The 23,658-nt window shown below is 46.4% G+C and carries 19 protein-coding genes and 1 CRISPR repeat array; of the genes, 12 read left to right on the forward strand and 7 right to left on the reverse strand.

What is annotated here, in order from left to right; all coding sequences use genetic code 11:
• On the reverse strand, window positions 1–2,140 hold a 2,140-nt coding region (locus tag IQ270_RS16920; RefSeq protein WP_193974328.1), incomplete at its 3' end, for a DUF4394 domain-containing protein.
• Window positions 2,141–2,289: 149 nt separating this feature from the next.
• On the opposite strand from IQ270_RS16920, the gene IQ270_RS31955 reads away from it, so the two are divergent.
• Entirely contained in the window at window positions 2,290–2,412 is a 123-nt protein-coding gene (locus IQ270_RS31955) for a hypothetical protein (protein ID WP_255532450.1), read from the forward strand.
• Window positions 2,413–2,696: 284 nt separating this feature from the next.
• Here the strand turns inward: IQ270_RS31955 and IQ270_RS16925 are convergent, their stop codons facing one another.
• From IQ270_RS16925 to IQ270_RS16935, 3 genes are all read right to left on the reverse strand, one after another.
• On the reverse strand, window positions 2,697–3,407 hold the full coding sequence (locus IQ270_RS16925; protein ID WP_193974329.1) for a DUF547 domain-containing protein: 711 nt from the start codon (window positions 3,405–3,407) through the stop codon (window positions 2,697–2,699).
• 133 nt (window positions 3,408–3,540) lie between these two features.
• Window positions 3,541–3,669 (reverse strand): pentapeptide repeat-containing protein, encoded by a 129-nt coding sequence (locus IQ270_RS16930; RefSeq protein WP_193974330.1) that lies wholly within the window; start codon window positions 3,667–3,669, stop codon window positions 3,541–3,543.
• The gene (locus IQ270_RS16935; protein ID WP_193974331.1) at window positions 3,656–3,928 is read right to left on the reverse strand and encodes a pentapeptide repeat-containing protein; all 273 of its coding nucleotides are present in this window, start codon (window positions 3,926–3,928) and stop codon (window positions 3,656–3,658) included. The genes IQ270_RS16930 and IQ270_RS16935 overlap by 14 nt, the downstream gene beginning before the upstream one ends.
• A gap of 129 nt (window positions 3,929–4,057) precedes the next feature.
• Here IQ270_RS16935 and IQ270_RS16940 point away from each other — a divergent pair, with 129 nt between their 5' ends.
• Window positions 4,058–5,536, forward strand: a complete 1,479-nt coding sequence (locus tag IQ270_RS16940) for a bifunctional orotidine-5'-phosphate decarboxylase/orotate phosphoribosyltransferase (RefSeq protein WP_193974332.1) — start codon at window positions 4,058–4,060, stop codon at window positions 5,534–5,536.
• A 282-nt stretch (window positions 5,537–5,818) separates the two neighbouring features.
• Here IQ270_RS16940 and leuB read toward each other — a convergent pair whose 3' ends face one another.
• Window positions 5,819–6,904, reverse strand: a complete 1,086-nt coding sequence (leuB, locus tag IQ270_RS16945; protein WP_193974333.1) for a 3-isopropylmalate dehydrogenase — start codon at window positions 6,902–6,904, stop codon at window positions 5,819–5,821.
• A gap of 230 nt (window positions 6,905–7,134) precedes the next feature.
• Here leuB and IQ270_RS16950 point away from each other — a divergent pair, with 230 nt between their 5' ends.
• The 10 genes from IQ270_RS16950 to IQ270_RS16995 all read left to right on the forward strand — a co-directional run bounded on the left by IQ270_RS16950 (window position 7,135) and on the right by IQ270_RS16995 (window position 21,623).
• On the forward strand, window positions 7,135–7,779 hold the full coding sequence (locus tag IQ270_RS16950) for a DEAD/DEAH box helicase family protein (RefSeq protein WP_193974334.1): 645 nt from the start codon (window positions 7,135–7,137) through the stop codon (window positions 7,777–7,779).
• The gene (cas3, locus tag IQ270_RS16955) at window positions 7,766–9,814 is read left to right on the forward strand and encodes a CRISPR-associated helicase Cas3' (RefSeq protein ID WP_193974335.1); all 2,049 of its coding nucleotides are present in this window, start codon (window positions 7,766–7,768) and stop codon (window positions 9,812–9,814) included. Before IQ270_RS16950 ends, cas3 begins: the two co-directional genes overlap by 14 nt.
• A 108-nt stretch (window positions 9,815–9,922) precedes the next feature.
• Window positions 9,923–11,728, forward strand: a complete 1,806-nt coding sequence (locus IQ270_RS16960) for a hypothetical protein (RefSeq protein ID WP_228056439.1) — start codon at window positions 9,923–9,925, stop codon at window positions 11,726–11,728.
• A 47-nt stretch (window positions 11,729–11,775) separates the two neighbouring features.
• The gene (locus IQ270_RS16965; RefSeq protein WP_193974336.1) at window positions 11,776–12,750 is read left to right on the forward strand and encodes a DevR family CRISPR-associated autoregulator; all 975 of its coding nucleotides are present in this window, start codon (window positions 11,776–11,778) and stop codon (window positions 12,748–12,750) included.
• Complete coding sequence (locus IQ270_RS16970; RefSeq protein ID WP_193974337.1) at window positions 12,731–13,522, forward strand: hypothetical protein; 792 nt, start codon at window positions 12,731–12,733, stop codon at window positions 13,520–13,522. Before IQ270_RS16965 ends, IQ270_RS16970 begins: the two co-directional genes overlap by 20 nt.
• Window positions 13,500–14,519, forward strand: coding sequence for a CRISPR system precrRNA processing endoribonuclease RAMP protein Cas6 (cas6, locus tag IQ270_RS16975; protein WP_193974338.1), 1,020 nt, complete (start codon window positions 13,500–13,502; stop codon window positions 14,517–14,519). The genes IQ270_RS16970 and cas6 overlap by 23 nt, the downstream gene beginning before the upstream one ends.
• 1 nt (window position 14,520) lies before the next feature.
• Window positions 14,521–15,105 (forward strand): CRISPR-associated protein Cas4, encoded by a 585-nt coding sequence (gene cas4, locus IQ270_RS16980; protein WP_193974339.1) that lies wholly within the window; start codon window positions 14,521–14,523, stop codon window positions 15,103–15,105.
• A 3-nt stretch (window positions 15,106–15,108) separates the two neighbouring features.
• Window positions 15,109–16,086 (forward strand): type I-D CRISPR-associated endonuclease Cas1d, encoded by a 978-nt coding sequence (gene cas1d, locus IQ270_RS16985; RefSeq protein ID WP_193974340.1) that lies wholly within the window; start codon window positions 15,109–15,111, stop codon window positions 16,084–16,086.
• Window positions 16,087–16,165: 79 nt separating this feature from the next.
• A complete protein-coding gene (gene cas2 / locus IQ270_RS16990) occupies window positions 16,166–16,462 on the forward strand; it encodes a CRISPR-associated endonuclease Cas2 (RefSeq protein WP_193974341.1) in 297 nt (98 codons plus the stop codon).
• A 337-nt stretch (window positions 16,463–16,799) separates the two neighbouring features.
• A CRISPR array of direct repeats spans window positions 16,800–20,188; the repeat unit is 37 nt; unit sequence CTTTCAATTAACTGAATCCCGGCAACGGGACTGAAAC.
• Between the two features lie 229 nt (window positions 20,189–20,417).
• Window positions 20,418–21,623: a DUF4336 domain-containing protein gene (locus IQ270_RS16995; protein ID WP_193974342.1), complete on the forward strand. Its 1,206-nt coding sequence runs from the start codon at window positions 20,418–20,420 to the stop codon at window positions 21,621–21,623.
• 407 nt (window positions 21,624–22,030) lie between these two features.
• On the opposite strand, the gene IQ270_RS17000 is transcribed toward IQ270_RS16995, so the two are convergent.
• Complete coding sequence (locus tag IQ270_RS17000; RefSeq protein ID WP_193974343.1) at window positions 22,031–22,732, reverse strand: DUF928 domain-containing protein; 702 nt, start codon at window positions 22,730–22,732, stop codon at window positions 22,031–22,033.
• Window positions 22,733–22,760: 28 nt separating this feature from the next.
• Window positions 22,761–23,658: CHASE2 domain-containing protein (locus IQ270_RS17005; protein WP_193974344.1), on the reverse strand; the 898-nt coding region annotated here is incomplete at its 5' end.

Here is a 23,658-nt window from a genome sequence, read left to right on the forward strand (position 1 = left end):
CTTTAAATCCCCTGCCGTCGCCAATTTGACCGACGATGGAAGCTTGACCGGTTGTCAAATTGATCTTGTACAGGCCCGAAACTCCGCCAACATCGATCGCAGCCAAAGCAGTCTCGTTACCGCCAACACTCCTGATGTCAAAGCCGAGAACGGTACCGGCATCAATTCCCAAAGATCCGATCGTATTCAACACTCCATTATTCGGCGGATCTTGCCGCACCAAAACATCTAAATTGCTGTCTATTGCAAACAGTGTCGTCGAAGCGGCCCCGGCAAAGTTGTTCGCATACGCAGCCCCAGCAGCAGCGCCGAGATTGCCAAAATTGCGATCGCCTGCAGCATAAGCCAAATTCCCGTCGAGTTGAATTCCCCCCGCCAGCGTGTCTGTATCGACAATTGCGCCATTATTCGGATTGAGGCGGGCGTTTTGACCGGCTTGATTGACAAACCGAATTCGATCGACTGTCGGATTGAAATCAAAACCTGCGGCCCCCGGAGTTAGGGGAACAGCAAACGGCCCGCTACCGACTTGACTTGCAGCGCCCGTCACCGGATCGATCGCGTACAAGCGATTGCTAGAACCAACACCGTAAAGTTGACCGTTAGCGGGGCGAAAATCAATTCCCAGCAAACTTTCTCCCGGCTGCAATCCCGTGATTGCTGCGTCGCTCAGAATTGCCTGCGGTGCCGCCTCGTTAAAACCGACAATTGTTTCAGCGCCATTTCTGACAGTTAAGGCGTAAGCTGTAGGCAAAGGCAAAGCCAAACCGTCAATCTGTCTGCCGTCGGCAATTTGACCGGCGAAGGAAGCTTGACCGGTACTTAAATTGATGTTGTACAAGCCCGAAATGCCGCCGACTTCCAGTGCCGCCACCGCGACATCGCGGCCGTCAATACTCCTGATATCAAAGCCGAGAATGCTAGTTGCATCAACTCCCAAAGATCCGATCGTATTCAACACTCCATTATTCGGTGGATCTTGCCTCACCAAAACATCCAAATTGCTGTCTATTGCAAACAGTGTCGTCGAAGTTGCGCCCGCAAAGTTGTTCGCATAGGCAGCAGCAGCAGCCCCCGGAGTTGACCCAAAATTGCGATCGCCTGCAGCATAAGCCAAATTCCCGTCGAGTTGAATTCCCCCCGCCAGCGTGTCTGTATCGACAATTGCGCCGTTATTCGGATTGAGGCGGGCGTTTTGACCGGCTTGATTGATAAACCGAATTCGATCGACTGTCGGATTGAAATCAAAACCTGCGGCCCCCGGAGTTAGGGGAACAGCAAACGGCCCGCTACCGACTGGACTTGCTTCCCCAGTCATCGGATTGATAGTATACAAGCGATTGCTAGAACCAACACCGTAAAGTTGACCGTTAGCTGGTCGATAATCAATTCCCAGCAAACTTTCTCCTGCTTGCAATCCAGTCACGGGAAAATCTGTGATGACACTTCCGGGATTGGAAAGATTAAAACCGACAATCCGATTAGCAGCAGTTAAAGCATAAGCCGTTGTCCGGGCTGGAGGCGGGAGATTGGGAACAATGCTGCTAATATTAGTAGTGAAGCTTGCTTGGTTAATCGTACTTTGTCTCACGCCTCTGAGAGTAGCGAGAAATTCTCCAGTTACCCGGTCTTGAATAACAGTATCGTTTCCAGCTTCCAGAATATTCAAGTCGCTAAAACTGAGACCTCCCGCCAAACCGATTAAATCTGTACCGGGTGCAAAATCGGCGATCGAGTCTGCATTTGCCAAATTCGTACCGCCACTGGTACGGAAACCGTCAGCTTCAGCGTAGCGCCTCAAAACAAATAAGTCTGCGCCGTCTCCACCGATCAGAATATCAGTATCTCGATCGCCCGACAAAACATCATTGCCGGAGTTTCCAGATAGAGAATCGCTGCCTTTTCCGCCTACTAAATAATCGTTATCTTCTCCGCCGTTAATAATGTCGTTATCTAAATCTCCAAACAGCGAATCTAGACCTGAATTGCCCTGAATAAAATCGCTTTGCTTACCTCCATAAATGCTGTCATTACCAGAGTTTCCGGCAATTGTGTCATTCCCCATCAAACCAAAAATCAGGTCATCTTCGGGAGTTCCTGCTAGCAAGTCTCCTTGTGCGCTGCCTTTAATGTCTGCCACGATCTAATCACCCTCTAAATTTGATACTTCCGTTGCCTAACTGTTACCGGATTCTGAGTTAAAATACCACAAATTCGCACTTTTAGGATAGTTTTTATTATTTTAGGCTGTAGGGGCTGGTTGCCATAAAAGTATTACAGGCCGATCGAATGATACATAAACCAGCACCCCAATTCCTCTCAACACTCCTAAATATCGATCGCTTAGCCGTATTTTATAGTTGGCTGTGCAACCAAGGGCGATCGCAGCTCAACTGCCAACAGGCAAGGTGAATTTTTTAGCGGTGCAAACCCATGATATTTTGTACTGCATTCATTAGTAATATACGCTGAATCTGTAATTTTGGATCTGTGCCGTCATAAATTCTTTTTCAACTTTAATTTTTCCGCCTCCGAGTCCAATCACTGAGTAAGCTGTCGCGCAAATAAACATTGTATATTTAGGGCGGATCCGACAGCCCACCCCACTCATTGTTCGATGGTTTTTTAACATACAGTTTTAATGCCGCAACAGCTTAATATATAAACCATCAAAAAAATACTGCTGAGAAAAAATCTCAATTCTCAACTTGATTTAAATTCCAATCGTAAGGCAAAAAAACGATCGCCCATTCATTGCTGACAGCCGCCTCCGGCCCCAAATAATCGCCCGCATACGCAGCCACCGAACCCGCCGCTTTCACAAAATCCTCGCCGTACCAATCAAAAATTTTACTCAAATAAAGCGTCTTTTTCTCAGCATCGTACCGCACTTTGTCGGGATTGCGAATAAAACGGTTAGCGTCGGCTTCCAGTTGCGCCCGCACCGACTCCGGGAAATAAGCTCCGCGACGCAGCAGCGGACACCCGACAGCAGCACAAACTAAGGCAAAATGGATGCGCGGTTCCGCAAAATCAGGCCGCAAAATTGCGTGTTCGATTTGATTGAGACTGTACTTTTTGTCGCCAATTATTGAGTTGGAACGGGTGAAAAAATCTAAAAAAGCTAGCCAATTCGGAATTCCCAAAACTTTGGGACGGATCGAGGCGATCGGGTATACTTCGAGAACTTGAGAAATTGCGATCGCATTGTACGCATTCAGCCACAGCGCCAGTCGCGCGTCGGGATCAGTAACAGCAGCTAAATCTACCTCCGCCAAAGTTGCCAGCCAAGCCTTCAAAACATCGGCTCCCTCAGCTTTCCAGAGCCGATAATTGACGCGCCCGAAATTGTCAACGTAGCGTTGCAGCAACTCGTCCCAAGTCGAAAAGTTGATCGAATTTATCATTCATTACTATCCACATTCTAAGGCGGATATTGCTTTAGGTTCAGGTTCTATTTGTACGCTGATTTTATTAAAAAAATCTTGTGGAGTAGGTACTCCGACTGCGCCCAAAAGTTAAATTTAAATACAGTACAGCTTATTTAATACTACCGTCAACCCAAGTCGCCCCTGCAAGCTTAGCATTGTCCAATTTTGCCCCAGTCAAATCTGCCCCAATTAAATTAGCGTTAGTTAAATCAGCACCTGCTAAATTAGCTTTTCGCAAAGAAGCCCCCGAGGAAAGCCCCGCTCAAATTTGCCCCGGATAAATTAGCTTCTCTGAGATTTGCACCTCTCAAATCCGCCCCTTGCAAATCGGCATTTGCTAAACTCGCTTGCAGCAGGGGAATGCTTCTCAAATCGCATCCAGGACACTGGTTGGTTTGCAGCAACTGGTTGACTTGCTGAGGATTAGCTGCAATCGCCCCTGCCACTAACCCGAACATCAGTCCAAATGAAACTGCTTTGAAAGTTACAGATTTCATGGTCTTTACCTTCTACAATTAGAAAAGATTCTTAATTTAAACTTCAACGGGGAGCGGTTGATTCCGGCACAACACCAATCCCAGTTTCTGAGGCAAATTTGTAATTTTTCCTTACCTCTCTCACCAACTATGACCCATAAAAGCAACTTTTTCGATAAACTGTTAGCGGCTGTTGAAAGCAATCAAAGTTTGCTGTATTTAGCCCTCGATCCAGACCCGGAAACCTTGCCCGCGCTGGTTTCGATGACAGCGGAAAAAACTCAAAGTTTTGTGACTGATTTGTTGGCAACGCTCAAAAGTGCGATCGACCAAACATCCGATTTAATTTGTGCCTGCAAAGTCACCCTCGGTTTTTATCAATCTCTCGGCATCCCCGGCGGGGAACTGCTGCAACAAATCTTAACAATAATTCCCCCTCAAATTCCAGTAATTTTAGATGCCAAACACAGCGACTTAAATACCAGCGGAGTGTTTGCCAAAACCGTATTTCAAGACTGGCAATTTGACGCTATTACTCTCAGTCCCTATGCCGGATTCGACGAAGTAGCACCATTTTTATTATATCCCGGAAAAACAGTTTTTGTCCTCTGCGCCACTGCCAACCCGTCAGCCGCCACACTGCAAGAATACCCGACAGCAGAAAACCCTTTGTACTTGCAATTAGTCCGAGTTTCTCAGACTTGGGGAACTCCCGAAAAACTCGGTTTAGAAGTAGGAGTAATGCCTGATATGTTGGCCCGCATCCGCCAAGCAGCTCCCGAACGGCTGATTTTAGTTGAAGGAGACATCGCCGAAGAAAATGACATTGCAGAAGAAAACGACCTCGCACAACTGCTGGCGGCCGGTTTAAGCAAGAATGGGGAGGATTTATTGCTGCCAGTCCCCCCGAGTTTGTTGGCGGGAAAAGAGCCGCGCCGAGAAATTGAGAAATTGCGGGATAAAATTAACGAACAGAGGCGAAGGGCGATCGCAGGCAGCCCCACTTGCCAATTATGGCTGCCGGATGTTTGCTTTTTGAAACCAGAGCCCAACCGCGATTTAATCTTGCAACTTTATGACATCGGCTGCGTAGTTTTTGGCGACCACGTACAAGCATCGGGCGCGATATTTCCATATTACATCGACTTGCGAAAAATCATCTCAATTCCCCAAATTTTCCATCAAATTGTCAGCGCCTATGCAGACATTCTCAAGGATTTAAAATTCGATCGCATTGCCGGAATTCCCTACGGTTCCTTACCCACAGCAACGGGTTTAGCATTGCGGATGGAACGTCCGATGATTTTCCCGCGCAAAGAGGTGAAAACTTACGGTGCGGGTAAATTAATTGAGGGGCATTTTCAGGTCGGAGAAACCATTGTAGTAGTCGATGATATTCTGATTAGCGGCAAAAGCGTCATGGTAGGCGCGGGCAAGTTAAAATCTGCTGGGTTGAATGTGGAAGATATTGTGGTTTTGATCGACCACGAACAGGGTGTGAAAGACAAATTGCAGGCCAACGGTTATCGCGCACATTCTGTGTTAGCGCTTTCGGAAATCGCTCAAACTTTGTATCAAGCAAATCGCATTAATACCGAGGAATTTAATATGTTGACAGCCGAAAGTTAAAGTATATAATTTATAATTACCAGGCCGATCCTGGTAATTGATATCTGGAGGCTGAGCATCCAAAATTCTGTCTCGTTTGCTTTGTTTTAATGGAGGCAGAGCCTCCTGAAATGCGTTCCCAGGCAGAGCCTGGGAACGAGTAATTGATATCTGGAGGCTGAGCATCCAAAATTCTGTCTCGTTTGCTTTGTTTTAATGGAGGCAGAGCCTCCTGAAATGCGTTCCCAGGCAGAGCCTGGGAACGAGTAACGAGTAAAGGGTAAGAAGCCCCTAGCAGCGAAATTAACCTTGCAAAACTTCAATTAAAGCATTGCCCATTTCCTTGCAACCGACAAGTTTCATGCCTTCTGACATGATATCGCCAGTGCGATAACCTCGATCCAAAACTTTGACAACTGCTTGCTCGATTTGATCGGCAGCTTCCGGCTGATTTAAGCCGTAGCGCAGCATCATTGCGGCACTTAAAACTTGGGCGATAGGATTTGCTTTATCTTGTCCGGCGATGTCGGGTGCGGAACCATGCACGGGTTCAAAAACTCCGGGGCCGGATGCGCCTAAACTAGCAGAAGGTAGCATTCCGATGCTGCCGGTTAGCATCGCCGCCGCGTCGGATAAAATGTCTCCAAATAAGTTGCCGGTGACAATTGTATCGAACTGTTTCGGCCAGCGGATTAACTGCATGGCGGCGTTGTCAACGTAGAGGTGAGAAAGTTCGATATCGGGGTATTCTTGAGACAGGGAAATTATGCGATCGCGCCACAGTTGCGAAACATCCAAAACATTCGCTTTATCAACGGAACACAGCCTTTTCCCGCGCTTCTTGGCAGTCTCGAAAGCGACTCGCCCGATTCTGTCAATTTCCGAGTCGGTGTAAGCCATTGTATTCACACCGCGTTTTTCCCCTGTTTCTGTCTCAAAAATGCCTTTTGGTTTGCCGAAATAAATGCCGCCAGTTAATTCGCGGATTACCATAATATCCACGCCTTCGACAACTTCTTTTTTCAAGGAAGAAGCATCGACTAATTGGGGTAAAATAGTTGCAGGGCGCAAATTTGCAAACAAACCCAATCCGGCGCGCAGTCCTAAAAGTCCGGTTTCTGGGCGCTGTTCCCTGGGCAAGTTGTCCCACTTGTAACCGCCGATGGCTGCTAATAATATTGCATCGCTGTTGCGGCATTTTTCCAGAGTTTCTTCGGGCAGCGGATTGCCTGTTGCGTCAATAGCAGCGCCGCCCATTAAAGCTGTTTGAAATTCAAAGCCGATGTCCAATTGTTTGCCGACAAGTTTCAAGACATCTACCGCTACAGCGATAATTTCTGGGCCGATGCCGTCTCCTGGTAAAAGAGTGATGCGGTAGTTTTGAGTCATATCAATTTTGGGGTTTTGATTGTAGATTTTTGAGGAATTCTATTATATCCGCTCGCACGATCGTCATAAAATTAGTTGGTAATGAGGACTAAAGTGCTCGGAGCGATGCGGACTAAAGTCCTCACTACAAACCGTTTTTATTGTGGTATTTGAGCGGATATAATATTGCGTACAGAAACTTAGGATTATATCAGCTTCTGTGCGCGATCGCCCAAACTGGATTTTGAGCCGTGAAGACATTTTATACAGATACTGACATCGACGAATACTTTCGCGTGCTCACTGGATTTGCACCCCGACAATTCCAAACAGAAACAATCCAAAAAATCCTCAATCGCGAAGATGTGCTGCTGAGAGCGCCGACGGGTGCGGGCAAAACTGAAACTGCGATCGCCCCTTTTCTGTTCGCCCAAACTCTCAACCTCGACTTCCCCAAAAAACTCATCTATGTTGTTCCGCTCAGAACCCTCGCTAACAGCCTCCGCCAAAGAACCGAAATTTTAGTCAAAAATTGGTCGCAAGTTCATCAATTAGCTCGCCCGCTGGCGGTAACGCTACAAACTGGAGAAAACCCGGAAGACCCTAGATTTGAAGGCGATATTGTTTTTTGTACGATCGACCAAATGTTGAGCAGTTTTCTGAATATACCTTATTCAGTCGGGATCGGTTCTGCTAATGTCAATTCTGGAGCAATCTTGGCGGCTTATTTAGTTTTCGACGAACTGCATTTACTCGATCCAAATCGCTCTTTTACTGCGGTTATGAAAGTGTTGCAGCAAGTTAAAGGAATTTCCCCTTGTTTGCTGATGACCGCTACTTTGACTGACGAACTTGCCAATCGGATTATCGAGGAAATTAACAATGAAATTAGTTAAAGTTGAAGATACTGATTTAGCTGAAATTGAAGGCAACCGCTGCCGGACTTTTCGTGCTGTATCCAACCCCTTGACGGCTAGTGTTATTCTCGGCGACATTCAGCAAAACTCGCGCCTGCGAGTCATTGTAATTTGCAATACTGTTTCTCAATCTCAAGGTATTTTTAAAGATTTACAAGCGGCAGATTTCAACAATGATTTGGAAATTACGCTGCTGCATTCTCGGTTTTTGCCAGCAGACAGGGCGAATAAAGAAACTTATTTGCAAGCAGCATTTTCTGAGAACTGGCTGGCTGAGGGAAAATGCAAAGTTTTAATTGCTACTCAAGTTATCGAAGCGGGACTTAATATTACTTGCGAAGTCATGCACTCGCAGCTTTGTCCGATGAATTCTTTGCTGCAAAGGGCGGGACGCTGCGCGAGATTTGCGGGAGAAACTGGGGAAGTTTTTGTTTACCGTTCTTTTCAATTGTCGCAGATTGACTCGGAGTTGTCAACATCCGATCTGGAGGGTGGCGAAGATGAAAATAATCCAGAAAAGCGGCCTAACTTTTTGCCTTACGATCGCGAAATATGCGAACTTACTTGGCAAGTTTTAGAGGAACATTCGCAGTCAAAAACGGCCGATCGCCCGGTGGGTTTTCGCAGGGAGGTAGAGTGGATAGATCGAGTTCATACCGCTGAAGATGCGCTGCAAGCCAGACGCAGACAGAACGATCGCCCTGAGTTCGATCGCAAGTTTAATGCAGCCGTCTTTCAGGGCGATCGCAGTGTTGCTAACGACTTAATTCGGTTGGTAGACAGTCGCAGCATTTTTGTTTGGGAAACAGCAAGTTTCATCGATTTTGAGGACGAACAAATCGACCTTAAAAAACTTTTACCTTTCTCCCTGCCCGCGACAATCTTGTGCAAAGTATGGCGGCAATTTCAAAAGTTAGAATATGCAAGCGAATGGGTATTCAAGCGAATTGAACACCCCTCGCCCAGCCGCGCCGAAACTTACAGTCAACCGATATGTACTCCCATAAAATCGACCGCAGATTTGCTCGGCAGCGTCCAAATTTTGGTCAATCCGCGCTACATTTCTTACGACGCAGAGGTTGGCTTAATCATCGATATTCACGAACAAGGCAACGGCTTTGCGTCGCCGGACAAAGCCAAAAAACAAATCGCTAGCGAGTACAAATATCGCATGGATAATTATGTCGGTCATTTAGTTTTAATGTGGAAGTGCTGGCGCGAACCTTTGATGACAAAAATACTAAAAAATGGCACTGTTTGCGAAATAAAATACAGCAGCGTTCGGGATGAGTTGCTGTCAGCGGGAGGGCGGTTGATTCGCAGCAAAATATTTCCTGAAGCGACAGCAGCAGATACAGCGGCGCTGTTTGAATATTTGGTGTTGTTGGCAATTTTTACTCACGATTTGGGCAAGTTGCAAGTAAAATGGCAGGAAGTAATGAGGGGATGGCAGGAGATTGCGTGGCGCGAATTTGGCGGCAGAAATCCCAAGTCAGAATTGTTGGCGCATACTGATTTCGATCCGGGCAAAACAAGTCAAAAACAGGCGTTAAAAGCTTGGGAAAAGCAGCACAAACGACCGAATCACGCTGTAGAAGGCGCGTTTTTGTCGAGGGAAATTCTCAAACAAGTTCTCGTGCCGCTGTTGGAAGATGAATTTGAGGCCGATCGCGAGCAAATTCAATATATTTGTCATGCGGTTATTTTAGCAGCAGGGCGGCACCATTCGGCTTGGGCGAAAGGATGGCTGAGTAAAAATGTGGCTGCAATGTCGCCGATTCAATTGCATCCAAATGCTCAAAGGGCGATCGATTCGGGTTGGCGAAATCTAATTCGTTTTTTACCGAAAACTCTGTCTTTACCGGAGAAAAGTCCTAAATTCAGTCGCAATTGTTATGATGTGAAAATTTTTGAACTTGATCGGTTCGATGCGGATGCAATTGAATATTTGCAACTGTATTCGCTGGTGGTGCGCGCTTTGAGATTGTGCGATATGCGATCGGTGCAATTTTAGATTTGACAATTGTCAATCGAAAATCGCCTGACGCACCTGCAAATTGGAATACCCCCTTTCCGTTGCGGTGGTACAATCAAATTAATCAAATAAATTCAGGTAAAAGCAGTGACAGTCGATCGGCTTTTTGTCATCAAAAAATTCGGTACATACGCCGACACATTTTTAATGCTGGGATTGGCTTTAGTCGCTGAAGATGCGCTGGCGAGAAGCAAACAAAAAACACAAATGCAGCTTGTGGATGAAGGAAGGCGCTACTGCATTCAGTTCAAAAAGCCTGTCAATCTCGAAGCTATTTCCAAACTGACTTATGCCGATGCTTTTCCTCCGGTATGCGGCGCAAAAACCGATCGCACTCAAATTCCCGCCGATACAACGCCTTTCGATACTGTTAAAAACACAGAAATTAGAAAGCTGTACCGCGATTATTTGTATCAGCAGCGCGGCAGGCCTGAATTTATAGAAGAATCCCCAAAACCTCCAGATCCGAGGACTCAAAACGGGACAATCTTAGTGTCAATGAGGCACGAGAAAAATCATAACGATTTGTGGCTGCAAGGGCGAAATCTCAGCAACAATTACGGCAAGTTTATTGTTGCTTTATTCCAAGGATTTAGCCTCGAATCGACATCTCAAACTCAGCAAGTTTCTGCACTGTTTAAACAGGCTACAAAAGAGAAATTGTTCGAGACTGCAAATGCAGTAAAAATATACTTAGCGACAGCGGTTCAAGGTGTTAACCGAGTGAAGGCTGATAGCAACAAAACCGATCCTCAAAAAATAGATGGCTTGAGTTTGTGGTTGATTGCTGGCGGTTTGTTTAATTTTGCATTGTGCGATCGCATCAAAATCTCTGAAAGCGCTTACGATTGGCGCGCGGTTGCGCTGGAACCCAGCAATATTTCCTTGGGAGAATACCGCAAAGTCCTTGATACTTTGCGCGTCTACAACCCCCCTGGTGGCGGACACGGCATTGCTAGATTTGATGCTGAATTAGTCCTGAGATTCTGTCAAACGCTGCTGGACAACCATCAGGCACACGCTGAAGGCCAAGTAGAAGATGAGTTGGAAATTTGGCAATCAGTCGATCGCTTTGTCGGCGGTTTTAGCGGCACGCATTTTGGCTCAAAAGGTCAAGTTTACGGAGTTAAAGATATTTTTACCCTCGGACTTCCCGGCTGGATTTACCCGCAAAATTATGATGAAATTGGCGATTATCAAAGTGTTTTAAAAGAACATTTGTCAGTTATAATATCTTTGTCGTCCGAAGAAGGACACAGCGAATTGTTAGCAGCTTACCGAGATTTTATTGCTGGCAACAATCTCCGCAACTTTTTTCCGTTTCAAGTCGGTTATGCAGATTTTGCTGTCAAGCGCCTCGCCGATCCAAAATCTAAATCACCCCGTTTATTTTCTGTAACAGGACTCAATACGATGACCAAAAAAGATGCCGATTTCATCACAATTACTAGAGATGAAAGTTTTCTCCGCATTGCTAAAGCGATCAATCAAGCAACAGTTTATGCGGGGAAAGTTCAGACGAAAGATGGGGCGAAAGAATTAGATTGGCAGCGGCAGTACGGTTTGTCACAACTTTTGAGCAGTCAGTCGGGTTCTAAAAAGGATTTTGTTTGTGCGATCGCCGATTTTTTGGCTAAGTACGAAGCGGAGAATTTGCGGCTGTTGGAAGGTTATCTCAAGCAAGGCAAGCGCTTGCTGCGAGTCCAACCAAAAAAAGAAGATTTAGACAGATTGATGGAACTTATCAACGAATTCGATACCGTTTTAGTGGCGAATTTGCTGATTGCTTACGGTTATGCAAAATGGCCGAAAGCTCAGAGTGATTCGCCCGATGATTCGGTAAAAGAAAATAGCGCAACTGCCGAACCCGAAGATTTTGCAGAACCAGAATAAAACTTGTTCGTAGCTGGAATTTGTAAATCTTTACTCACTTACTTACCATGACAAATTCAACTTTTCCCGTTTATTCGATTTCGCTCAGTGGCTTGCTTTCCTGGCAGCTACACGCCCTGAACAATGAAGGTAATGAAGGCAATCAATCTTTAACTCGCCGCTATTATATTGTGGAAAAAGGCGACCCGGAACCTAAATTTGTGAACGGAGTTTCGGGAGACGCGATCAAACACATTCAGGCGGAACATTTGCACCGAATTTGCCTCGAAAGCGAACTGGCTTTGTCGGAAGGCGGCAGACAATTCAATCCCGATCGCATCGGTTTTGACATCGAATTAGCCGAACAGCAAAAAACGCCTTTGTTTGCCGAACCGGAAACAAATTTAGCTGCCAAAACTGCGAAAGTTCTGCAACTCTGTACCGTTAGCGATTTAGAAGGCTTTATGGTGACAGAGAAAAAGGGACAAACTCTCAAACGCGAGTCGGTTATTGAATTCGGCGCTGTTGTCGGTTTACCCAGTTTTGTCAAAACCCAGAGTTACTTTCACGCTAAATTCGGGACTGACAATCCTACTCCTTACAACGTGCAAATTAGTTCGGGTTTGTACGCAACTGTTTTGAATATCGAAGCGTTTCGGATCGGCTACAATCCTCACACTTTTAATTATGCCATTGCAGCGGGCGATCGCAAAAAACGCCTCGATGCTTTGCTCAAAAGTGTGCTCTACACTTACCTGCAACCCAACGGCGCGAAACGCAACACAAATTTACCCCATTCCGACCATTTTGAAGGCATCATTGCTGTCAGCACGCGCCGCTGTCCCGCACCGATAATTAGCCCTTTAGATACTGACTATCACCGTCAAATCGAAAGCCTCGCGAACACTCTCAACCGCATAAACGGAGAGGGAACAATTCGGCTGTTTAGTTTTGAAACAATGGCAGAATTTGCAGAACAAATTCAACAATTAATCACCTTATCTGCACCCTGGGAGAGCAACAGTGCCGAAGCGATCGAATAATCCTCAAAATTCTCAAACCCCCTCCCGTAGGGGCGGTGCCCCCGTGCCCGCCCTCAACGGAGGTGAATCTAACCAGTGGCTAAGTGTTAGTTACCAACCCGTTAGTTTATTTTCTCTCAAACGTTCCGACGCTACCAGCATGGCCGCCCGTTCTAACTTAGTCCCGACTCCTTACGCGATTAAAATGGCACTTTTAAAAGTGCTGTTGGAAAGCGAAGGTGCGCTGCATTCCAGCGATTTTGACGAGTGGATAGAAGGGGAATTTGCTTGGATTCGAGACTTGCAAATTTGGGTGCGGCCGCCCGAAAGATTGGTTGTCAACCGCAACGGTTACAAACTCCGCTACTACGATCAAACGGCGGATAAAGCCGATAAAACTCGACTCACGCTTCCGATGCAGGGGGGATTTGTATTTCGCGAATGGATTTATTTGGAAGGCAATTTGGAGATTCACTGCGCCGCCAACGATCGATCGCCCGCATTGACTCAATTGTTCGCTCAGATCAACTATTTTGGCAAGCGGGGCTGCTTTTTTCAGTATTTGCCCGATCGAACTCAAATTACTGCCGAACCCCTCTACCAGCCCAATTTAAGCCTTAGTTTCACCGTCGGGCTGATGGACGATTTCGGCAAAAACACTACTTTTGACAAAATCAATCCTTTCTCTACCAAAAAAGCGGCCCTTGACAAAGAACGCACAATTCTCACCGATTTTTTGCCCTTAAAACTAACAGCTACCAGCGCCCGCTATGACTTTTACCAAAGACTCTGAACAGGAATTTGCCGGATTGAGTTTAGTATTAAAACCTGCTGCCGCCTCAACTCGTTCAGTACCGTTAATTGAGTGGCTGCCTGCTTTTGAACGTCCCTTAATTTGGATGGCAACCGCCCCGCGCGGGGGAGTTTTAAAAGTTATGGCAGTTTTGCAGCAGCCGGAGTTTTATCCAGAATTAATGCAGGTTATTTGCCTGCAAATTAGCAGAAATAAGGCTGTTGTCTGGCAGGGGAAAGCTTGCGAAGTTGCCGGAGTTGAAGTCGATTCTTCATCCCTGCACGTTTTGCAAATTCCGCTGCGGGCCGAGGAGGTGCTGCCGCCTACTTTGGGAAGGGCAGTTCATGCTAAGTTTTTTGAGTGGATAGGAAATGCTAATCCCGCACTGACTGAGGAAGTACACCAACAAGCTGATTTTCCCGGTGCTTTAGTTGCCGTACCGGGCAAATCTCCCCAGCATAAATATTTGAGATTGGCTTTGTTGCGATCGGAATTGCTGGCTGCTTTGCTGTGGGGATTGAGTCAGGATATCGGCAAGGATATTGCTTTGACAGGCGTAGTTTGCCGCTTGGAAGATTGCGTAGAAATCGTGCAAGCTAGCAGCTATGAAATGTTAGCAGAATTGCCCGGAAAAAGGTCGATCGCCCTAGAATTTCTCTCGCCAACCAGTTTCAAACAAATTAAGGTAATTCAGCCCTTCCCGCTGCCGGAGTTGGTATTTGGCAGTTTGCTGCGCCGCTGGAATGCTTTTGCTCCGAGTGCGCTGCAATTTCCGGCTGTGGAATGGAGCGCGGTTACTTCTAGTTTCGAGGTGCAAACTCGGGCGCTGAAAATGAAAGCTGGAGCGGAAATTGGGGCGGTTGGATGGGTTAAATACGAATTCCCGGATGCGGAACAAGCTAAAATTGCTGCGGTTCTCGCCCGGTTTGCAGCTTTTTCGGGGGTGGGTAGAAAGGTGGGAATGGGTATGGGACAGGTAAAATTGAAGGAAAAATAAGATGAATGAAGATTTTTTGCCTTTGGCTTATCTGAATGCTTGGGAATATTGCCACCGCCGATTTTATTTGGAATACGAATTGGGGGAAATGGAGGATAACGAACATATTCTCATCGGGCGCTATTTGCACCGAAACATCGATGAGGAAGGAACGGTGGAAGCAGACGGTATTTTGATTCACCGCCAGCAGTGGGTGTGGAGCGATCGGCTGAAAGTTAGCGGCATTATTGATGCTGTGGAAGAGCGCGACGGTTTGTTAATTCCTTTGGAGTACAAAAAGGGAAAAATGGGCAAGTATCTCAACGACCATTTTCAACTTTGCGCTGCTGCTTTGTGTTTGGAAGAACGCACCGGGCGGGTGATTGATTGGGGGGAAATTTTCTATGCGGGTAACAAGCGCCGGGAGAAAGTTGAGTTTTCGGCGCGGTTGCGGCAGATGACGGAAGAGGCTATTTTGGCGGCTAAAAAAGCTGTGGAGGGTGCGATTCCGCCGCCGATAGATAATTCTAAAAAATGTCAGGCTTGCAGTTTGTCAGGAATTTGTTTGCCCTTTGAAGTTAAACAGTTACGTCAGGAGATGATTTAAGTTATGCCTGTACTTTATGTGACTCAGCCGGATGCTGTTTTGAGCAAAACTTACGAGGCGTTTACTTTAGCGCTGCGGCAGGAAGACGGTAGTTGGAAAAAAAATTCTGTTCCGGCTCAAACTGTGGAGGAAGTGGTGCTGATTGGCAATCCTCAAGTTACGGGGGATGCGATGGTTTATGCTTTGGAATTGGGAATTCCGGTGCATTATCTTTCGGTTTTTGGCAAGTATTTGGGAGGGGCGCTGCCGGGGTATTCTCGGAATGGGGCGCTGAGATTGGCTCAGTATCAATTGCACTGCGATGCGGCGAAAAGGCTGGATTTGGTAAAGTCGATTGTGACGGCGAAGATTCAAAATCAACATACGGTTTTGTACCGCCAAAATATTAAGGACAATCCGCTGAAAGCTAATAAGAAGTTGGTGGCCGAAAAGCAGACTTTACAAGAGGTTATGGGGGTTGAAGGTTTGGCGGCTAAGAATTATTTTGGTGCTTGGGCTGGGATGTTGAAAGAACCGTGGTTTTTTCCGGGACGAAATCGCCGTCCTCCTACGGATCCGGTGAATTCTTTGTTGAGTTTTGGTTACGGACTTTTGCGGGTGCAAGTAACGACTGGGGTTCATGTTACGGGACTGGATCCTTATATTGGTTATTTGCACGCTGTGAGTCGGGGCCAACCGGCGATGGTGCTGGATTTGATGGAGGAGTTTCGGCCTTTGGTAACTGATAGTTTGGTGCTGTCGGTGTTGAATCGGCGGGAGTTTGAACCGGCGGATTTTACGGAAAGTTTGGGGGCTTACCGGCTTTCTGATAGCAGTCGGAAGCGGTTTTTGCAGGCTTTTGATAGGAAGATGAATGATGAATTCAATCATCCGGTTTTTGGGTACCGCTGTACTTATCGGCGGGCGATCGAATTGCAGGCTCGGCTGTTGGGTCGGCACTTGCAGGAAGGTGTTGCTTACAAGCCTTTAGTTTTGCGGTGATTGCAAGAGGGGTAGAGGGGTAGGCACGGGGGCACTACCCCTACATTGATTTACAAAGTTTTAGTTTTGCGGTGAAAAAATGAAGGATACTTTGTTTTATTTGGTGATTTACGATTTGCCGGATACGGATGGTGCGAACAAGCGGCGGACTCGGCTGCACAAGTTGCTGTGCGGGTATGGAAAGTGGACGCAGTACAGTGTTTTTGAGTGTTTTTTGACGGCGGTGCAGTTTGTGAAGCTTCAGCAGAAGATTGAAAAGTTGATTAGGCCGGAGGAGGATGCGGTGCGGATTTATGTTTTGGATGCGGGTTCGGTGAAGCGGACAATTACTTACGGTTGCGAGAAGCCTAGGGAGGAAGGGGCGATTGTTTATTAATATGTAGGTAGGGTCGATCGACCTCAAATAGAAAAACCCGATCGCGCTGTCTGGGAATTGGGTTTTTTGCTGGGGTCGATTCTACAATTTTTAATCTCAAATTGATTGACAGATAATGGCGATCGATCTATGATGATTTTCGTGAACCGAAGTGAGGGCAAATCTTGTGGAGGTTGACGAAAAACGCCAGAACCTTGACAAGTTAATAGTTTCAACGTTTGGGTCGTTTGAATTGTTGCGAATGCGTAGCAATAAGCGGGGCTGTAATGAAGGTAAAATTGAGGTTGACGAAAATCGGCTTCAGAATGCTCTCTGTGACTGGGTTCTGGGGGGCGGCCTTTCAATTAACTGAATCCCGGCAACGGGACTGAAACTCCCCAAGCTCAAATCTTCGGACACATCGATCGTGTTGGCTTTCAATTAACTGAATCCCGGCAACGGGACTGAAACGTAGCTCAACCAATTTATTTTACGTTGAACTATGGACTTTCAATTAACTGAATCCCGGCAACGGGACTGAAACAGATCAGTTGCTGTATCCTTTACAGAGACTGAATTAGACTTTCAATTAACTGAATCCCGGCAACGGGACTGAAACAAACCATATTTTGTGTTCTTGTTTGAGTGTTGAAGCTAAACTTTCAATTAACTGAATCCCGGCAACGGGACTGAAACTTCTTTACACAACTGGATTACCTATTATGATAATCTTTCAATTAACTGAATCCCGGCAACGGGACTGAAACATGTAGACGCACTTGTTAATTTAGTGTTGCGAGATTTCAGCTTTCAATTAACTGAATCCCGGCAACGGGACTGAAACGCTTTTTATATTGGCGGACACCGGGCGAGGAGGAGTGACTTTCAATTAACTGAATCCCGGCAACGGGACTGAAACGATAATTTATCTGTACTTGTGCAGAATAATAGGATCCTTTCAATTAACTGAATCCCGGCAACGGGACTGAAACCATTCAAGATAAGATTCAGCAGAAGATTCAACAGAACTTTCAATTAACTGAATCCCGGCAACGGGACTGAAACCCCGCTTGGGTGCGCTCCTTTAATAGGTTTCTCTCGAACTCCTTTCAATTAACTGAATCCCGGCAACGGGACTGAAACTCGCATTCTCGAAGCAATGGACGAACCGATGAGGCTTTCAATTAACTGAATCCCGGCAACGGGACTGAAACTTTGTACGCGAATTCTTTTTGCTCGTGCGCGATTGCCTTTCAATTAACTGAATCCCGGCAACGGGACTGAAACTGTTCTTACTTGATATAAATCAGGTAAAGCATCAACTTTCAATTAACTGAATCCCGGCAACGGGACTGAAACCAGCGGGACTGGGAAGAGGTGAAGCTTGGCGAGGGTTAGCTTTCAATTAACTGAATCCCGGCAACGGGACTGAAACATGTAGGAATCTCTAACCCTGACCACACCCTCGCCAAGCTTTCAATTAACTGAATCCCGGCAACGGGACTGAAACTCTGAGAGCATAAACTGTTAGCAAACCTAATCCATTCTTTCAATTAACTGAATCCCGGCAACGGGACTGAAACCCGATTCGGTCGGCAGCTTACTAGCGCCATTTCAACTTTCAATTAACTGAATCCCGGCAACGGGACTGAAACCTTTCTTCACAGTACGGCACTGTCGGTCACTGGTCTGACTTTCAATTAACTGAATCCCGGCAACGGGACTGAAACACGTCTATCTCCCCTAGAAAACGCCTAGCGGTTACTACTTTCAATTAACTGAATCCCGGCAACGGGACTGAAACTTACACAGTGCTGGACGCGCTTAAACCCGCGCTCTTAGACTTTCAATTAACTGAATCCCGGCAACGGGACTGAAACGTGCTAAGTCTGGGTTTTCGATCAGATTTATTTCACTTTCAATTAACTGAATCCCGGCAACGGGACTGAAACTATTCAGGTTGAGGTTTTCTGGCAACACTAATAGCGACTTTCAATTAACTGAATCCCGGCAACGGGACTGAAACATATCACAGCATACGGCGACTTCAAAGATGTTGATGCCTTTCAATTAACTGAATCCCGGCAACGGGACTGAAACTTGCAAAGTTAACTACCATTAGGAGTCCTTACGATGGCTTTCAATTAACTGAATCCCGGCAACGGGACTGAAACTCAATATTCTCTCGACATAGCCAAGAGAATAGAAGAAGCTACTTTCAATTAACTGAATCCCGGCAACGGGACTGAAACTTCGGTGTCCGCCAACTGTCGGGATCTTTCGGTGCCGCTTTCAATTAACTGAATCCCGGCAACGGGACTGAAACTTAAAATTCATGGCGTTGACCTTCATTAGAGGTTAACTTTCAATTAACTGAATCCCGGCAACGGGACTGAAACAAAGCGATCGAACTTTTGATCAAGCAGAGGGAAGCTGAAGTCTTTCAATTAACTGAATCCCGGCAACGGGACTGAAACATTAGAAGCGATGCAAGGCAATCAATCTTTCGTAGAGCTTTCAATTAACTGAATCCCGGCAACGGGACTGAAACACGGTCTACGTGTGCCCACTTGCCCAGTATTCGATCGCGACTTTCAATTAACTGAATCCCGGCAACGGGACTGAAACATGAGCCGGAAACCAAAGAGAAGAAAATGCCTAAGCTTTCAATTAACTGAATCCCGGCAACGGGACTGAAACGCAACCACGGCATGAAAGAATTTCTCGCAGAATGGCGGCGCTTTCAATTAACTGAATCCCGGCAACGGGACTGAAACGTGCCAATTGAGGCGTAAAGAAGTGGGTTTGACATAAAACTTTCAATTAACTGAATCCCGGCAACGGGACTGAAACCCCCATAAACACTGAGCAGGGTTTCGAGGGCGGAAATGCTTTCAATTAACTGAATCCCGGCAACGGGACTGAAACTTTAAGCCAAAAGGGAAGCGACGGCAAAGGGAAATATGACTTTCAATTAACTGAATCCCGGCAACGGGACTGAAACTCATAATCAAGCATACACAAAGCAAAACAACAATGCTCAAAACTTTCAATTAACTGAATCCCGGCAACGGGACTGAAACTATTCTTCCGTCACTCTCACCAATCTCGAACCATAACCTTTCAATTAACTGAATCCCGGCAACGGGACTGAAACCCCACTTTGCCAGCCCCTGGCGTCGGGAAAGAGTCATCTTTCAATTAACTGAATCCCGGCAACGGGACTGAAACGTTCGATCGCAATTGATTAAATGAAATATTTTAATCTTTCAATTAACTGAATCCCGGCAACGGGACTGAAACATTAATTTTTTCATCAGTTTGCAGGAACGTAGGTAAACGAGCTTTCAATTAACTGAATCCCGGCAACGGGACTGAAACTTTGCCCAAGTTTGATAAGGATTGAGCCCGTCGCTCGCTTTCAATTAACTGAATCCCGGCAACGGGACTGAAACATTAACTACCTAGCCTTGGGTTTAAATTAGCTAGCGGCTTTCAATTAACTGAATCCCGGCAACGGGACTGAAACTTTGCAATTACTTCGTCCGCTCGCCCAATCTCAACTTTCAATTAACTGAATCCCGGCAACGGGACTGAAACAGATATACGACAAACCGCGCATCGAACCTTGCGCGACTTTCAATTAACCCAATCCCGGCAACGGGACTGAAACTTTGGATTTGGATTGGAAGCCTCTAAAGTCTCCAAGGCTTTCAATTAACTCAATCCCGGCAACGGGACTGAAACTCATCCTCTTATTTCTCCTGACTCATCCCAAAACTCGTAAAAACCGGGTTTGGGCTCCCCACGGGCAATTCCAGCTTTGAATATTCCAAAAACCCGCAGCGCGGCTATCCCCAGCAAGAATCGCCCCTAACCCCTGTTCAACTGCTCGAATCGGCATCCCAAAATTGAAATAAGATAACAAAAGTTCGATCGCACGCACGTACAAAAAAAATCGGCAAGGAGTCGCGGAGTGACACAGGGCCAAGACACACCAACACCAGCACAGATTCACAATCGGGACTATTCCTGGCCATTTTGGCCGATCGTCCCAATCTATCCCTACAGCAAGCGGCGCACCATCCGCAAAGAAATAGTCAAAGACACCATCTGGACTTTTGACCAACTCCAAGGCATTTTCTACGTAATTGTGCCGGTGCGGATGACAGTAATTAAACTAGAACCCCAAGGCCTTCTAGTCTACGCCCCCGTCGCACCAACTCCCGAGTGCATCCGCTTGCTAAACGAGTTAGTCGCAGAGCACGGCGAAGTTAAGTATATTTTGCTGACAACAGTTTCGGGCATCGAACACAAAGTTTTTGTCGGCCCGTTTGCTAAATGTTTTCCCGCAGCCCTGGTGTTTGTCGCCCCCGGGCACTGGAGTTTTCCGCTCAATTTGCCCCTGAGTTGGCTGGGTTTGCCCGCGAAACGCACCTCTGTACTGCCCTGCGACAGCAGCAGCACGCCCTTAGCAGGTGAATTTGACTGGGCAATCCTCGGCCCGATCGACCTCGGTTTGGGATCCTTTGCCGAAGTTGCCTTGTTTCACAGGCGATCGCGCACCCTAATCGTAACCGACTCGGTAATTGCCATTCCCGAAAACCCGCCCGCGATCGTTCAATTCGACCCCTACCCGCTGCTGTTTCACGCCAAAGACAGCGCCTCGGACTTGGTGGCAGACACCCACGAAAATCGGCGCAAAGGATGGCAGAGAATCGCCTTATTTACCGCGTACTTTCGCCCCAGCGTCCTGGAAGTGCCGCCGTGGTCGGGAGTGTTGGCTAACGCATTCAAAGCGCCAGAACGCTCTAGAAAAGCTTATTTTGGGTTGTATCCGTTCCAGTGGAAAACTGATTGGGTGCGATCGTTCGAGGCTTTGCGGGGACAAGGGCGGCCGCTGGTAGCCCCGGTGTTGCAGACTTGGATTCTCAACCGCGCGCCGAGGGAAACTCTCGATTGGGCCGATCGAGTTGCGAGTTGGGATTTTGACAAAATTGTACCATGTCACTTCGATAGTGCGATCGACTCCAACCCCCCTCAATTTCGGCAAGCATTCTCGTTTCTAGAAAAACACTCACCTGTTAATTCTTTACCCGAAGATGATTTTAAATTGCTCAGGGATATTGATGCAGGTTTGAATAAAACCCGTTTAGTTCCGCCCGCCAAAGACAAAGTGTAGGATTCAAAATGTACCTTTCAGATCAATTCCGATTGCACTCAAATATGATGTTGACTGTTGACTGTTGACTGTGAATCCAACAACTGAAAATTGCGCCGAGATAGGTGGCGACTTGTAAAAATCATTCATGAATTGCCCTCTAATTTATCACCTGACGATGCAGCCGGAAACGATATCATGCGAAATCCGGGTTTTGGAGATTCTTGATCATCCTCCGGGTGCGTCGCTGCGAAGATTCTGGCTCTTGACAAAGATTAAAGAGCGACGCACCATACCATCATAACGGAGGTGACTAACCCGGATTTAATATTATTTCTATCCCTTAAAAATTTCTGGTAAAACCCGCCCGTCCAAAATTCCGGTGGGCGGTAGGGGCAATCTCCTCGCAGTTTGTCCCGGTTTCAACTTTACTCTTTAACCACCACAACTGGCCCCGCTAACGGTTCTTTAGCTAACTCTTTTTCCCCGATAAACTCTAACAACTTATTCCAATCATTTCTTGATTTTTCAGCCGGCGAAACTAACAGCAAATTGCCCAAACGAGTCAGCGAATCGTACCAAATATCAGGTGCGCCGGCATTAATCAAACGCTCAGTTTCCGCAGTCGCCGCTACCCGACTCAGCCATCCATCTACCGCCAAATCCGATCGAGAGCGCGTACTGTTTTTGCAGTACAATCTCAAGTACCAGCGATAAGACTTCCCCTCTGCCAAAGCATACTCTGGAGATGGGGGCAAACTAATGCTCACAATCCCCGGAGTTTTAGGTAGCTCGAAAGCAGTCTCGTAAATTAAAGTTTTCTCGTCTAAAGTCAGCAACACAAATTCTCCCTTTTTGATATCTTCAGGGGAATATGGAATGTAGAACCAAAAAGTAGGATGCTCAGAAGTAGTCGATCGGAAATTATCGCGGGGACTCAAAGCAGTAAGCGGGCGATCGGTTTTTTTGCAAGACAAGTTCGTTGGGTCGAGTCCTGCTCCTGGCTTGGTATTAGAAGGGGGATTTGTATTAGTTGTTGTTGATACTTTGAGCGGAGAATTGGCAACCGCCGATGCAGAGCCGATCGCCCAAATCAAAGCCCACAATAAATGCCATCGTATTTGATACATAAAAATGGTAAACTCAAACTATTTGCAATTACCTTTTGAGCGCATAACGGTCGTAAATAAACCAAATACAACCCGTACAAATCAAAGCTATAACTGAAGGAATTAACGGCATCCAACCGCCAAAACTCAACATGACGATCGCAGCTTGATACAAGACAAAAACTACAAAACTTCCGCCCGCTACCAACACTAAGAGCGATCGCCCGCGCCAAGCCAACAGCCCGCCAGCCAAAGCCGCCAGCCACACAAAAATAGCATCACCCCACTGAAATCCTTGCCACTGAGGCAAAACCCACAACAGCGGTCTTTTGTCAATAACCGCGCTGAGAATTTGACTCACCATATGAGCTTGAATCCACACTCCCGGCATTTTACCGTAAGCAGTATCCGAATTATCTCTGGCAGCTTCCGATGCGTGACCGATTATCACTATTTTACCTCTGACTAAATCGGCGTTGATTTTCCCCTCCAAAACTTGCTGAAGCGTCACTTTAAAAGCAGGTTTCGGATTGGCTCGGTAGTTGAGCAATATTTGATTTACTCCCGCCTCTATATTTTGATATCCTCCTGTACGAACAGCCAATCTCGGAAATTTAACACCCCCAATTACCAACTCTTCATTAGCATTTTTCTCCATTTTATAGCCTTGATTTTCCAAAAACCGCAAAGCTAACAACAAACTGAAACTGTTCGGACTTTTACAATTGTCGGTAAAACTGGAAAGATTCGGGTGATAAGATAAAGGTTGAATGCGAATGCTCTCGCCTTTATCGTTAGATTTTTCGTCTTTAACTAAATTGCTGAAACCCACTTGGTTATTTAATTGAACCTGAGAAAATTCCGGCGGTGGTTCGTAAATTTTGGCAGCCTTGTAGCTGCATACAGTAATCAGATTGGGATTTTTTTTAAACAGGTCAATTAAATCT

The sequence above is a fragment of the Microcoleus sp. LEGE 07076 genome (assembly GCF_015207455.1).
Lineage (GTDB): Bacteria > Cyanobacteriota > Cyanobacteriia > Cyanobacteriales > Microcoleaceae > Microcoleus.